Origin of the sequence: Nocardia uniformis NBRC 13702, assembly GCF_001613345.1 — a bacterium.
Lineage (GTDB): Bacteria > Actinomycetota > Actinomycetes > Mycobacteriales > Mycobacteriaceae > Nocardia > Nocardia uniformis.
Genome location: NZ_BDCE01000049.1, coordinates 72,191 through 85,164 on the forward strand (window position 1 = coordinate 72,191; position 12,974 = coordinate 85,164).

14 protein-coding genes and 3 pseudogenes are annotated in these 12,974 nt (G+C 64.8%); 7 read left to right on the top strand and 10 right to left on the bottom strand.

Translation table 11 applies throughout. From position 1 onward, the window contains the following. Positions 1–13: 13 nt before the first annotated feature. Complete coding sequence (locus NU1_RS16625; RefSeq protein ID WP_245720153.1) at positions 14–1,351, bottom strand: lipase family protein; 1,338 nt, start codon at positions 1,349–1,351, stop codon at positions 14–16. Between the two features lie 328 nt (positions 1,352–1,679). Here NU1_RS16625 and NU1_RS16635 point away from each other — a divergent pair, with 328 nt between their 5' ends. Continuing rightward, positions 1,680–2,210 carry a hypothetical protein gene (locus NU1_RS16635; protein ID WP_067522422.1) on the top strand — a complete coding sequence of 177 codons (531 nt, stop codon included), beginning with the start codon at positions 1,680–1,682 and terminating at the stop codon, positions 2,208–2,210. A 377-nt stretch (positions 2,211–2,587) separates the two neighbouring features. Here the strand turns inward: NU1_RS16635 and NU1_RS16640 are convergent, their stop codons facing one another. The 9 genes and pseudogenes from NU1_RS16640 to NU1_RS40375 form a co-directional block, all read right to left on the bottom strand. Then, positions 2,588–3,409 carry an RNA polymerase sigma factor SigF gene (locus tag NU1_RS16640; RefSeq protein WP_067522424.1) on the bottom strand — a complete coding sequence of 274 codons (822 nt, stop codon included), beginning with the start codon at positions 3,407–3,409 and terminating at the stop codon, positions 2,588–2,590. Further along, on the bottom strand, positions 3,399–3,830 hold the full coding sequence (locus NU1_RS16645; protein WP_067522425.1) for an ATP-binding protein: 432 nt from the start codon (positions 3,828–3,830) through the stop codon (positions 3,399–3,401). The genes NU1_RS16640 and NU1_RS16645 overlap by 11 nt, the downstream gene beginning before the upstream one ends. Positions 3,831–4,123: 293 nt before the next feature. Further along, positions 4,124–4,807 (bottom strand): PAS and ANTAR domain-containing protein, encoded by a 684-nt coding sequence (locus NU1_RS16650; RefSeq protein ID WP_067522630.1) that lies wholly within the window; start codon positions 4,805–4,807, stop codon positions 4,124–4,126. Between the two features lie 88 nt (positions 4,808–4,895). Continuing rightward, positions 4,896–5,309: an STAS domain-containing protein gene (locus NU1_RS16655; RefSeq protein WP_084521498.1), complete on the bottom strand. Its 414-nt coding sequence runs from the start codon at positions 5,307–5,309 to the stop codon at positions 4,896–4,898. A 268-nt stretch (positions 5,310–5,577) separates the two neighbouring features. Beyond that, positions 5,578–6,021, bottom strand: a pseudogene (locus NU1_RS16660) (thiamine pyrophosphate-dependent enzyme); the annotation flags it as partial. Positions 6,022–6,265: 244 nt separating this feature from the next. Then, complete coding sequence (locus tag NU1_RS16665) at positions 6,266–6,832, bottom strand: hemerythrin domain-containing protein (protein ID WP_067522433.1); 567 nt, start codon at positions 6,830–6,832, stop codon at positions 6,266–6,268. 229 nt (positions 6,833–7,061) lie between these two features. After that, positions 7,062–7,313, bottom strand: coding sequence for a microaggregate-binding protein 1 (gene mbp1, locus NU1_RS16675; protein ID WP_067522632.1), 252 nt, complete (start codon positions 7,311–7,313; stop codon positions 7,062–7,064). 90 nt (positions 7,314–7,403) lie between these two features. After that, positions 7,404–7,979 (bottom strand): DUF6328 family protein, encoded by a 576-nt coding sequence (locus NU1_RS16680; protein ID WP_371859798.1) that lies wholly within the window; start codon positions 7,977–7,979, stop codon positions 7,404–7,406. Beyond that, positions 7,916–8,128: pseudogene (locus NU1_RS40375) on the bottom strand (hypothetical protein); the annotation flags it as partial. The pseudogene NU1_RS40375 and the gene NU1_RS16680, both read right to left, overlap by 64 nt. A gap of 84 nt (positions 8,129–8,212) precedes the next feature. On the opposite strand from NU1_RS40375, the gene NU1_RS16685 reads away from it, so the two are divergent. The 6 genes and pseudogenes from NU1_RS16685 (at position 8,213) to NU1_RS16715 (ending at position 12,920) form a co-directional block, all read left to right on the top strand. Beyond that, on the top strand, positions 8,213–9,724 hold the full coding sequence (locus NU1_RS16685; protein ID WP_067522436.1) for an FAD-dependent oxidoreductase: 1,512 nt from the start codon (positions 8,213–8,215) through the stop codon (positions 9,722–9,724). Continuing rightward, positions 9,717–10,589 (top strand): BON domain-containing protein, encoded by an 873-nt coding sequence (locus tag NU1_RS16690; RefSeq protein ID WP_245720154.1) that lies wholly within the window; start codon positions 9,717–9,719, stop codon positions 10,587–10,589. Before NU1_RS16685 ends, NU1_RS16690 begins: the two co-directional genes overlap by 8 nt. 8 nt (positions 10,590–10,597) lie before the next feature. After that, positions 10,598–11,323: a metallophosphoesterase family protein gene (locus tag NU1_RS16695; RefSeq protein ID WP_067522438.1), complete on the top strand. Its 726-nt coding sequence runs from the start codon at positions 10,598–10,600 to the stop codon at positions 11,321–11,323. Positions 11,324–11,471: 148 nt separating this feature from the next. After that, a pseudogene (locus NU1_RS44030) lies at positions 11,472–12,065 on the top strand (glycosyltransferase family 1 protein); the annotation flags it as partial. A gap of 289 nt (positions 12,066–12,354) precedes the next feature. After that, positions 12,355–12,588 carry a hypothetical protein gene (locus tag NU1_RS16710; RefSeq protein WP_084521500.1) on the top strand — a complete coding sequence of 78 codons (234 nt, stop codon included), beginning with the start codon at positions 12,355–12,357 and terminating at the stop codon, positions 12,586–12,588. Further along, positions 12,588–12,920, top strand: coding sequence for a hypothetical protein (locus tag NU1_RS16715; protein WP_067522445.1), 333 nt, complete (start codon positions 12,588–12,590; stop codon positions 12,918–12,920). Before NU1_RS16710 ends, NU1_RS16715 begins: the two co-directional genes overlap by 1 nt. The last annotated feature ends 54 nt before the right edge of the window (positions 12,921–12,974 follow it).

The window sequence follows — 12,974 nt, forward strand, 5'->3', positions numbered from 1 at the left end:
TACCGGCCCGCGGTCAGCACTCACTGACCGCGGCCTCGCCGCGCAGTCGCGCGTCCAACCACAGCACCGCCTCCGGGTACCCGGTGACCGCCGCGACCACGTGTTCGCCGAATACGCTGCGGTACACCGCATTCGCTCCGAGCCCACACTGTTCGGAGACCAGATTGCGCGCCCCTCGCGGGGGTACCCAGAACTCCTGCTCGCCGTGGTAGATATACAGCGGCACAGCGGACTTCCGCCCTTCTAGGCGGGTGGCGCGGTAGATATCCTCGGCCAGATCGCTGTGTAGCGGATCCGGGAAATTCGCCGCGATATCGATGGGCAGATGGAAGATGCCCGGTAGCGCGAAGGTATCCACGCACTTGTTCTTCATGGGCGAGATAGCGATCCACTGCGCCAGATGATTCATGCGGGCGAGGATTTCGGGGCGCTCGCGACCCACGGCGAAGGTCGCCCCCATGAATACGCCGGATGCCAGATTGGCGTTCATACTCTCCGCGAGGATCTCGTAGTCCACGGGCACGCCCCCGAGCGCCGCACCGACGACCACCCCCGCCAGCTCCGGCGCGTATTCGTCCAGAAGCTTCGCCGCGGCATTGGTGGCGATGGCCCCACCGGAGTAGCCGATCATGCCGAAGTCGCTGGCACCGAACTCCTCCGACAGCGAACCGCGAACCGCCCTGATCGAGTCGAGCACCGCGTGCCCGGCCACATATGGTTCGGCGTAGGCCATGCGCGGACCCTCATGGTCCGGAATCAGCACCGCGTACCCGCGCGCCAGCGCCAGATAGGTGGTGGGTGGAATGAACTCGGACAGGTTCGTGTCGAGGGAAATCCCGTGTGTCAGTGTGTAACTCGGATTGCATTTGCGGCCGAGACCGTTGATCGGCACATTGTTCACCACAATGGGCCGATCCCCGGGTCCGGTCCACACTCCGGTCGGGATGACCAGTGACGCGATGGCGTAGGACGGCGCGCCCAGGGAGTCGGTGGTGCGGAACTTCAGTTGCAGCACCTGCCGCGGCGCCGGGAACATGAGGGGCGCGCCCGTGGCGGTGACATCACGCCATTCGAGGAGTTCACCGGGGGCGTAGATATCCAGGAATGTGGGCCAGTCGTCGACGAACGGGTCGCCGATGGGATCGGGCATGACCGCCGCGCGCAGCGCCGCCAGATCGGGTTCCAACCGGCCGGCATCCACCAGTGGGGCGTTCGGCGCGGCGGGGCCCAACGCGGGTGGGGGAATGAGCCGATCGATCCACTCCTGCACTGCGGGTAGCAATCCCGGAACCGGGGGAAGTCCGGCGGTATCCTCCGGCGGTGACATGGGCGGCTGCGCGATTGCCGCCACCGGAGTGAACGCTTGACCAAGTAGAGATGAGCTGCCGATTATCAAGAGAGCAGCGATAATTCGCGAACATCGACCCACACAAACCCCCGTGATCGGTCGCCCCATTCACGGCCCTGGCGGCCGGGCGCTCCGAGCGTAACGGCGCGGGCATGATCGATATCGCGGCGCGGACCCTTCGAAGCCACATCGAGACCAGGCCGCCGCTCCCTCGCGATCAGCGTCGCGGATCGCATCCGGCGACGGCGCCTCTCGAACACACCTCACTCACCGTCGTCGCGATTGCCCATGGGATGCGCGGGTACCCGATCAATGAACTCAGGAGGTCGATGTGGTGAAGACAACGTTCCGAGAACTGATCGACCGCGCCGGTCCGTTCGCCTCGGTGTACTTCGACAGCACCCGTGACACCGAGGACGCGGCTCGGCAGCTGGACCTGCGGTGTCGCTCCGTGCGCGACAAACTGAGTGCGGCGGGTGCCACCGACCGGATGTTGGGCGCACTGGATATCGCCTTCGCGGCGGGACCTGCCGCGCTGGGCCCGAGCGGTCGCGCATTGATCGCCGATACCGCCACTGTGCTGGTGGATGAGCAGATCCCCGAGCCGCCACCGCGGGAAACCGTACGGGTGTCCTCGCTGCCGTTCCTACTCCCCCTGATCGAACAACGGTCACCGCGGGCGCCGCACACCCAGGTGGCTACCAGCGCACACGATCTCGTCGGCCGCACCGAACCGCACCGCGCCGACGAGGCGGTACCGGCGGCGGCCGTCGCCGGTGGCAGCGACATCGTGCCGCTGGACGGTCAGCTCACGCTGCCCGACGGTGTCGGCGCACTACTGCGCTACCGAACCGAGAACTGATCAGGAGGTCAGCCGAATGACCGTACCGACCCCTCCGGGACGCGAACCCATACCACCGCAACCGGATCCGGACCCGATACCGCCGCAACCGGACCCGCGGCCACTGCCGGACCCGGAGCCGATGCCATATCCGCCGCAACCGGAACCCACGCCCCCGGCGCCGGAACCGCCGGGACCAGGCCCTGGGCCGCTACCCGAACCCGGCCCGCCAGATGTCATCTGAGGCCGGGGCAGCCGCGCTCGGTCCCCCACAGACCCGATCCCAACTACACAGAAAGGAGTCGCTATAGCATCTGAACAGCCGAAATACGGATACGGAAAAATCGAGTGGGCGCGATCGTCTCGCGTCCACTCGCTCGTTGGGTCGTCCCGCCCGTTCAGTCCTCCAGCGCCTGCTCCCGCAATGCCGTCAAGGTTCGCGCCAGTATCCGGGAGACGTGCATCTGTGAAATCCCCAGCTTGTCGGCGATCTGCGTCTGCGTCTTGTTCTCGAAGAACCGCATGATCAGTACCTGCTGCTCACGGTCGGGCAGTTCGGCGATCAGCGGTCGCACGGCCAGGAATTCGTCGACACGGTCATATCTGGGTTCGACCTCGCCGAGTACCTCCATGAGCGACAGCGGCGTGTTCTCGCTGTCGTCACCGGTTACGGCGTCCAGGGAGGAGAGCTGGTAGGCATTGCCCGCGATGAGCGCCTGGGTGACCTCCACCAGCTCGACGCCGAGTTCCTCGGCGATCTCCCGAGCTTTGGGCATCCGCCCCTTGTGCTGCGCGAGCCTGTCGATGGCGCCACCGATACTGAGCTGAATCTCTTTGGTGCGGCGGGGAACTCGCACCGCCCAGGTATTGTCGCGGAAGTGGCGCCGTACCTCGCCCATAACGGTCGGTACGGCGAAGGACAGAAAAGACGAGCCGCGCGTGACGTCGAAGCGGTCCACCGCCTGGACGAGGCCGACGCGGGCCACCTGGAGCAGGTCGTCGAAACTCTCACCGCGGCCGGAGAACTTGCGGGCGATATGATCAGCGAGAGGCATACACCGCCCGATCAGCTTCTCGCGCACCACTTCTCGCTGGCGATCAGCCGGATCGATCGCCGCCAGCTCTTTGAACATCGGCTCGATATTGTCGTAACTGTCGCCGCGGCTGCGCGACCGCGCTCCGGTGCGCGCTCCGGTGCGCGCTCCGGCGTCATCCGACATCTGCTTCACCTCGAACGCGGCTGAACTCGACGAGCGTGGGATAGCCACCGATGGTCACGTCGAACGGACTTCGTTGCGCGACAATTGTTTCGGTAAGGGTCTCCAGCACGTGCCAGGCGAAGCCTGTCTCGTCGAGCGCATCGGCGTCCGAGGCCACCGCCGACACCCGCACCCGCATACGCTCGTGGTCGAAATCGAAATCACAGTCGATGGCGGTATCCGGCACCGCCGCCACAATCAACGCGGTCGCCACCTCATCGAGCGCCACGCGAATATCAGTCACCTCGTCGAGTGCGAAATCGGCTATGAGAGCCACAGTCTCGGCGAGGGCGCGCAGCATGGTGAGCTGCCCGAGATCGGCCGGCACCCGGATACCGATCGTCGCGGTATCCGTGTCCGGTTGAGAAATCCAATCACTCATGCGTCTCTCCGCCTGTCCATTGCCGAGCCGGAGAGCCGCGACCCTCCGTCGACTATTGCCCGATCCATTGGTCCGTTGCATCATTGTCGAACACTCACGAGTTCGGCGGGTGATGATCACGAGCGGGCACAGCCGGATGGGCGGTACCGAGCGGACTACCGGGGGGTATCGGCCTGCGAAGAATCAGCACTGTAGCCACGGGTCGGCCTTCCTTCCTGGTACATGTCTCTTCGACGCGTACCCTGTGCCGATCCGCCGAAACCCGCACATCCGTCAGCTGTAATCAGCTGTAATCAGGTGTGTTCTGGCCGCTGATGCACGGTCAGCAGCAAATGGTCGAAGCGCGTACGCAATTCGACCGCCGCGCCGCCCATGACGGTCAGCTCGGCCACCAGCTGCCCCGCCAGGGTGCGGACTTTCGTATTGGTCTCTTGAGAGCGCCAGGTCAGCACGCGAAACGCCTGTTCGGAATTGATTCCGTAGACGAGCATGAGCGCGCCCTTGGCCTGTTCGATCACCGCGCGCGCTCGATACAGTTCAGGCAACGTGTCATCCAAGGTTTCCTGCCGATGTTCGGCGAGGGTATCGGTCACGTCGATGTAGAAACCCGACGTGCCGATCACTGTGTTCTTCTCATCAACCATGTGGTCACCCACCACGATCACGTGGTGTTCCGCACCATCGACGTCGAGGATGCGGTGCCGGCTGCAGAACGGTTCCCCGTCCTCTACGGCCCGGGCGATGGAGATGGCGACCTGAGCGCGATCCTCGGGGTGTTTGTGCCGCAGGAGCAGTTCGGTGGTCGGCGTTACCGTTCCCGGGGCGTAGCCGTGGATCGCGGCCACTTCGTCGGACCATTCCCATTGCTGATCGTCATACCAGAATCGGAAGCTGCCCACACTCTGCGGATGACCGCTGCCGATCACCCGCTCCAGGGTTTGCGCGTCCTCCGGGGACAACTCCCCACTGTGTGTCACCTCATGAGTATCCGCCGCGATCCGGTGCCCGGTGGGCGGATCGGTGGGACCGGGTCGGAACTCGATCCCACCCACACGCAGTGAGCGATCACGCCTCCAATGCGTCCTGGATCGACGCGAAATAGCAGAACAGCGGTCGCACTCCGGTCACGTCGAGCACGCGCTCGACCTCTCGGCGGGCGGCCACAACTCGCAGCTCGACCCCGTGCGCGGCGGCGGTATCCTTGGCCGCGGCGAGCGCTAGCGCGCTGCTGATGCTGAGGAACCGGGTCTGGCGGAAGTCGACGACCACAGCTCGTGAACTGGAAGTCACCGCCTTATCCAGCGCGTCGGAGAACTCCGAGAATATGGCGGCATCGAGTTCACCTTCGACCCGCACAATTGTGCACCTTCGGTATCGATCACTCACCGGTGGTGCGTGGCGTCCCGAATAGCCTGGTTTCGACTCGTCGGGTCGGGTGTCGACTTCGACACCGCGCTGGAGCACGGCAATGGCAGACATGTGACTAGACCTCCCATGTCAGGGGGATATTCCAGTTCCTGCGCGGAGGTCTTCGGCAATGAGGCCGGACGACTTGTCGGACGAAAGTGAGCTACGTTGCCCCATCGCCCGGACTCCGCGAATGGTTCCGTGCGCGAACCGGGTCGGCTGTAGTCTCAACCTGGTCACATTGTGTCACGCTACGGCGGATCTGTCACAGATTCAATGAGTTCGGCGGTATCGGCAACTATTAGCTCGTGGCCCGCAACGCCTTTGCACAGTTGCGTTTTCAATCCGCTGAATAGCCGGGAAAGCTCACCACCCTCGATTTACTTTCGTCGCCACCCGACATTTCGTTTTCGGTAGCGGTGACCTGTTCAAATGTGGAGTGCGGCGGGATGGGCGGTACATCCGGATCGCACCGGAAATCGAGTACCCACGGTCGTTCGTCGGCAAGCGCCTCTCCCCAGGCGCCCGCAATGCGCTCGGGGTCGTCGATATTTGCCGCACCCAGTCCAAGATCTCGAGCAAACGCCGCGTAATCGACATCCGGGAGTGTCTGCGACGCCGTGAACTTGGGTGTGCCCGCCATCGCGCGCATCTCCCAGCTCATCTGGGTGAGATCGTTGTTGTGCAGCACCGCCACCACCAGACGGGGATCCTCCCAGCGCCGCCAGTACCGGGCGATAGTGATGAGTTCGGCGAGGCCGTTCATCTGCATCTGGCGCGCGCCTGATCGGAATCGGGAAGGAACTGGGTGTAGGGAAAGTTCCATTCTCGTAGCCGAGCCAGGATCACATTACCGACCAGTTCCGTCACCACAACCTCCCTGCGCCTGAAACCCTTTCGTGGACGACCTGCCCGAAGGTTCTGGAGGTAAACGGAAATCGGTGAACCGAAGCGAAGGCTTTGCGAATATCGTGACGTGGCACGCCCGCGGGGCCGATGATCGCGTTGTCACCGGCCGAGTGGCAGTGTCAGTTGCCCGACTTGGTCCGCCAGTCGCGGACCGCGTCGCGTACTCGGTCGAACAGCGCCATCGGTGGGCCGACAACGAGATTCGCGAGCGCGGATTCCCCCGTACCCGGGTGCGGCCGGGTGGGCGCGGTCGCCTCGGCGACCCGTACCGCGGTGGCCAGGGCAGCGCGTTCGGACTGCGAGGTCTGTTGCAGCAGCTGTCCGAACTCCTCCTTCTCCTCCATTTCGGCGTGTTCGACGACCTGCTGGGCGAAGTTCCGGAACCGCTGGTCGAATTCCCGGTGCTCCACGCCCAGGTCGTAGAGCGCGGCCAGCTCCTGCTTGGCCAGGTCCTCCTCGTGCAGTCGGGCGTCGACGATCCGGTCGGGGACGAATACCCGCCGCGAGGTCGGGTGCACCACCTCCTCTTCGGCGGCCTCGTGTACCGCGAGCAGGCGCACGAGATCCTCGAACGGTTCGCGTTTGACGCCGGGCGCGGCGGTTCGCACCTGTTCGAGGAGCTGCTTGATTCGATTGTGCTGTGCCATCAGCAGTTCGACGACATCCTGTTCCTGTTCGGTGGCCATGGACGACTCCTCCGATCGTGGACGGTTCTCTCGGCACGTACCCGTCACACAGCCCGTCACACCCGCGGCGGATGGTTTCGCGGGCAGCGCCCCCGCACGAAACCTCATCGACCACGGCGAATTGCCCGGCGATTTCTCGCCGGGCAATTCGTCGGTCAGTGTGAACTATTGGTCAGTGTGAACTTTCAATCTGCCTTCCGGGACGACTCGGTGTCGCGCCGGGGCCGGATCAGCGGTCGCGCTCCTGATGTGCGCGCTGGCGCTGTTCCTCGAACTCGGCCTGAGCCCGTTCCTTTTCGGCCTCTGCTTCCTTCTTGGCCGCTTCGCGCTGCGACTCCGCCCGGTCCTGCTGGGCGCGACCCTCGTCACGCATATCCTCGCGGCCGAAGACAGTACCCGCGGCCTCCTTTACTTTGCCCTTGACACCTTCAACAGTGCCTTCGACGCCTTCACGGAATCCGCCTTTGTCGTGCTCGGACAAGACATTCACCTCCAGGGTGGTCGATCAATCACTGACAATTCGGCGATACCCGGCAGATCCGGGCCGAAACACCCACCCGTGGATCGAAAGTCATTGTGGCGCATCAATATTTGTGTCATCACCAACTCCACGACGCCGCTGCAACCACGGCAGCAGCCCCCAGACCACCGCGAACAGCGCCGCGAACAGCAGCCCTGCCGCCACCCCGACAATCGTGCCCGCGACCACATCGAAAATCAGCACAACCACTCCGGTCAGGGCCACCCCCAAAAGTGCCAATCCAACTAGACCGAACTTGTGTGCCGACTCCACGACCGCACGCAATCTATGGCGGCGGAACAGAATACGATGCGCCGATACGGGCGCTACCAAGAATACCGTCGCCCCGATGGAAGCGGATACGGTCACCAGGTACAGCACGCGCATCGGATCCGTCAGCATGTCGAATCGCGATTGGAATGGCAGGATCATCAGGAACCCGGTGAGCAATTGCACACCGGTCTGCACAACGCGCGTCTCTTGAATCAAACTGTTCCAATTCCGGTCCAGTCGTTCGGTTTCTGTTTCGTGCCGTGCTTCCCAATTCCACAGACCGTCCGCGCTCAGCCCCGAGGCCTCGTGGGCGGTTTCGGACCGCCCGCCCGGAGTCCGGCCCGGCGGTCGTATTCGCGGATCGCGTCTACCGGCTCGTCCTTGGTCATCTTCCATCGTCCGGATATCTCTAGTCGGCCCGCCACATCGAGCAGGTGTTCGGCCCGCTCATCGGACGGTCCGCGCTGCTTCCCGGGCTCCCAGTGGTCGCCCATCTTCTCGTATTGGAGGCCTTACCCACGCACCATTTACCCAATCAACACCCGAGTACACCGTTTCGCATCGGACAGGCCGGTAATCCGGGACCTATGACGTCGCTGTGGTTAGCAGATTTCCGTCCACCGGCTCGCCCGCCGCTGCAACCGGGCCTGCATTTCGACAATGTCGTGGTCGGCGGCGGACTCACCGGATTGGTGACCGCGCTGCTGCTGGCCGAGCAGGGCGCCGAGGTGGCGGTGGTCGAGGCCATGCGGCTCGGCTGCGGCACCACCGGCAATACCACCGGCAAGATCAGCCTGCTGCAGAACACGCGCGCCAGCGAGATCCGCACCGCGCACAGCGAATCGGTGCTGCGCGACTACGTCGACGCCAATCGGGAAGGCCAGCGGTGGCTGCTGTGGTACTGCGTCGAACACGACATACCGCTGCAACGCGCTCCGGCCCTCACCTACGCCCAGACCGAGCGCGCGGTGCCGCAGCTGCGCGCCGAACTCGACGCCACCCGCAAGGCCGGCCTGGAGACGTTTTTCGTCACCGATCTCGAGGTACCGTTCCCGAATCACGGCGCGGTACAACTCGACGATCAGGCCCAGCTCGACACCATCGACGTGGTGGCGGCCCTGGCCCGCGATCTGGACGCCCGTGGCGTGCCGATTTTCGAGGGCACCCGGGTGCGCGGTCTACACAGTTCCGGGAACCGGCAGATCTTGGAAACCGAACACGGCGACGTCACCGCCCGCACCGTCATCCTGGCGACCGGCACCCCGATATTCGACCGCGGCGGCTTCTTCGCGCGGCTGGAACCGCGGCGTTCCTACGCGACGGCGTTCCTCGTGCCGGGACCGATCCCTCGTGGGATGTACATCAGCGCCGACTCCCCCACACGTTCCCTGCGATACGTACCCACCGAGAACTGCGAGCTCCTGCTCGTCGGTGGCCACGGACACGGCGTGGGGCGCACGCGATCGGCCGCCGCGCACGCCGACGCCATCGTGCGCTGGACCCAGCGGATCTTCCCCGGCGCCGAACCGGTATCGCACTGGTCCGCCCAGGACTACCATCCCATCGGTCAACTGCCCTACGTCGGCCCACTGCTGCCCCGGCAGGACCGGGTTCTCGTCGCCACCGGCTTCGACAAATGGGGTCTGACCAACGCCGTCTCCGCCGCCCAGACGCTGGCGGGCCGGATTATCGGCAAACCGCCGGAGTGGTCGCGGGTCTACAGCACGTGGCATCCGCGCGAACTGGCCGGCGCCTTCTCCGCGCTCACCACCAATGCCGCGGTGGCCCTGCGTCTTTCGGCCGGATGGCTCGGTTTCGGCCCGCGCGACGCGCTGCGCGAGAATGGCGTGCCGGCCGAGGGCGAGGGGCGAATCGAACGCCACGGCCTGCGACCGACCGCGGTATCCACGGTCGACGGCCGCACCTGCCGGGTGTCGGCGGTGTGCCCGCACCTGGGTGGCATTCTGCGGTGGAACGATGACGAGAAGTCCTGGGATTGCCCGCTGCACGGCTCCCGATTCACCTGCGACGGCCGCGTTATCGAGGGTCCGGCGACCCGGCCGCTGGCGGATACCGACCATGACACCGAACATGATTGACACCGTCGGCCCCGGGTATGCCAGCAGCATGGTCCTCACTATCGAGCACCTGCTGAGCACCCTCACCCTAGTGGTGAATACGCTGCTGGAGAACGATATTCCGTTCGCTGTCGGCGGCGGATGCGCGGTGTATGCCCGTGGTGGACCGCCCTCGGATCACGATGTGGATATCTTCGTCAAACCCGTCGACGCCGACCGCGCCCGCAACGCGCTCGTCGAGGTCGGGATGCGCCCGGTGGATCCCCCCGAGGACTGGCTCACCAAGGTCTATGACGGCACCCTCCTGGTCGATATCGTCTTCCGCCCCAATTACCGCACCGTCACCGATGAAATGCTGAACCGGGGCGCCTGGATGCGCGTCGGCCCCGCCGCCGCACCGGTGCTCAGCGGCACCGATCTGATGGTGGACAAACTCATGGTGCTCGATCCGCACCGCCTCGATTTCACCCGGCTGCTGGCCATTGCCCGCGATCTGCGTGAACAGGTGAACTGGCGGCAGGTGCGGGAGGAGACGTCGATGTCGCCGTACGCGCGGGCATTCCTCAATCTGCTCGACGACCTGGGCATCAGCCATAATCGAGAGGCCGAATCCATGAATGGCAATACCGGCGGCGACAACGTCGTGCCGCAATACCTCGTCGCCAATCTGCGGCGCGCCTTCGCCGAGGATCCGCGCACCGCCGAACTCGGTGTCCAGGTGACGATTCGGGGCAATGTGGTGGTGCTCAGCGGTGAGGTGGGCAGCGCGGAGCGTCGCCAGCAGTTGGAGGCGGTGGTGCATGAGCACGCACCGAAACTACGGGTGCACAACGATGTTCGGGTGTCGACTCCGGCCGCACCCGCGGACACCGAGGAGCTGACCTGAACGCGCACATTCGTATTGCCGCCGTCGGAGACGTGCATCTGGGTACGGACTCCGTCGGGGCACTGCGGCCCGCACTGGCGGAACTGCCACACCGCGCCGACGTCCTGCTGTTGGCCGGGGATCTCACCCGGCACGGCACCGTGGACGAAGCCCGGGTGGTGGCAATGGAATTCGTCGATGTCGGGGTACCGGTGCTCGCGGTGCTCGGCAATCACGATCATCACAGCGACGCCGAGGTCGAGATCGCGAAACTGCTCACCGATCACGGCATTACGGTGCTCGAGGGTGAGTCCGCGGTCGTACACGTACACGGCCAGACCGTCGGGGTGGCGGGTACCAAGGGCTTCGGTGGCGGCTTCACCGGCAAATGCGCGAGCGTCTTCGGGGAGCGACAGATGCGGGAATTCGCGTCACACTCCGTCGATCTCGCGCAGTCGCTGCACGAGGCGCTGACGGAGTTACATACGGATGTGACGGTCGCGCTCACCCACTACTCTCCGGTCACCGACACCCTGCACGGCGAACCCCGGGAGATATACCCATTCCTCGGCTCCTATCTGCTCGGCGAGGCCATCGACGACTGCGGTGCGGATCTGGCACTGCACGGGCACGCGCACGCGGGCACCGAGCGCGGCACCACACCGGGTGGGACCCGGGTCCGCAATGTGGCGCAGCCGGTGATTCGAGCGGCCTTCGCCGTCTACGACCTGCACCCGGCTCCCGCCGACGACTGAGCACCCAGCCCACCGAGTACGCCGTCGGGCCTACACGCCAGCTCAACCGCGCTGCCACGCTGGGCTTTTCGATATTGTCCGAATCGTTTTCCGGAATCGGAGCCGAACGCATCGGTTTCACCCCACGGTCGGCGGGCATACGGCGTATATGAGGGCCGCCTCGAGCGAAACAGCTGCCCTGAACGTGCTCATCTGGCACGTTCAGCCCTCCTGGACCACCTCCTTCGTCCAAGGCCCGCACAATTATCTGCTGCCGACCGATCCTGCCCTCGGCAAGTGGGGGCGAGGTCGCGAGGGACAGTCCTGGCCGGATCGCGTGGTCGAGATCGACCCCGCCGACCTCGCCGATACCTAGGTGGATGTCGTTGTACTGCAACGTCCGCACGAGTTGGAGCTGACCGAGCAGTGGCTCGACCGCCGCCCGGGACGCGATCTGCCCGCGGTGTACGTCGAGCACGACACCCCGCGCGAGCATGCCGCACTGTCTCGGCATCCCCTCGCCGACCGCACCGATATCCCGCTGGTCCACGTCACCGACTTCAATCGCCTCATGTGGGACAACGGACGCTGTCCGACCCGTGTCATTCCGCACGGCGTCATCGATCCGGGATACCTCTGCACCGCCGAATCGGCCCGTGCCGCAACGATCATCAACCTGCCGTACCGGCGCTGGCGAATTGCTGGCACCGATTTGCTGGCGGGTCTCTCCGACGCCGCACCCATCGATGTCTACGGTCTCGGAATCATCGCGATGGCGTTGACGCTGACTGCCGCCGGCTACGGCTTCGAGGGCTGGGCGATACTCGGGACCGTGGCCACGGTACTGCTGTTGACCAGTGGTATCGCAATCATAGTTATCGAACACCGCCGGGTGAAGCATCGCGAAGGCCATCGACTACAGGAGCAGGAGGGCCACTGACTCTCGCCGGTCACCGATTCTCGCCCCGAGCATCGCCCACCGAACGCACCCCGATCCTCACCTCTCCGGCGCGCCCACCGTTTCCGCCGACGCCGCACAACAGCTGTGCGACATGATGCGGCCGGAAAGCACCAATTGGCGCGATGAGGGATCGACGGTTGGCCGGGTGGCTTTCGACGGCACCGTGCACAACTGGGCAATGCGCAATAGCGGCGTAAACGCCGCTGTGCTGAACGATCGAGCCGTGGTGGACGGAATCATCACGGCGGAATGTCCGGATGTCCGAGCGGCCACCTTACAGGCCCTGCAGATCGACAACCTTGCTGACGGATTGGCGGGATTCTGATGTCTACTCCTACCCACCCGGCTCGCACCGCGTGTGCTGCCGCGGCCATCGCCCTGGCGACCACATTGCTCGCCGCCGGCTGTGGCGAGGCCGAGAAAGTCGTGAACAAGGGGGGCGATACCCCCTGTACCGAATTCGTCCAACAGGACGCGGAAAAGCAGCGTGTAACCGTCCGCAAATTCCTGGAACAAGAACAAAATACGACCACCGAACCCACCGCCGACACCGTCGACGCGGCCATAGTGACGATAAAGCTCATGTGCGAGGCACAAGCCAATCCCGACACCCCCATCAAGCAGGCGGACCTCACCGGGGTGTTCGTACCGAAGTAGCGCCGAACCGCCCCATGCGCAAACCCTTGGCATACTGAAATACCCGCTCCCCCT

Bases quoted from the DNA above. Each gene is read 5' to 3' on its own strand.
- NU1_RS16645 (WP_067522425.1), bottom strand. From the start codon at position 3,830: ATGAGTGATTGGATTTCTCAACCGGACACGGATACCGCGACGATCGGT.
- NU1_RS16655 (WP_084521498.1), bottom strand. From the start codon at position 5,309: ATGTCTGCCATTGCCGTGCTCCAGCGCGGTGTCGAAGTCGACACCCGA.
- NU1_RS16715 (WP_067522445.1), top strand. From the start codon at position 12,588: ATGTCTACTCCTACCCACCCGGCTCGCACCGCGTGTGCTGCCGCGGCC.
- NU1_RS16685 (WP_067522436.1), top strand. From the start codon at position 8,213: ATGACGTCGCTGTGGTTAGCAGATTTCCGTCCACCGGCTCGCCCGCCG.
- NU1_RS16640 (WP_067522424.1), bottom strand. From the start codon at position 3,409: ATGTCGGATGACGCCGGAGCGCGCACCGGAGCGCGCACCGGAGCGCGG.
- NU1_RS16690 (WP_245720154.1), top strand. From the start codon at position 9,717: ATGATTGACACCGTCGGCCCCGGGTATGCCAGCAGCATGGTCCTCACT.
- NU1_RS16665 (WP_067522433.1), bottom strand. From the start codon at position 6,832: ATGGCCACCGAACAGGAACAGGATGTCGTCGAACTGCTGATGGCACAG.
- NU1_RS16710 (WP_084521500.1), top strand. From the start codon at position 12,355: ATGATGCGGCCGGAAAGCACCAATTGGCGCGATGAGGGATCGACGGTT.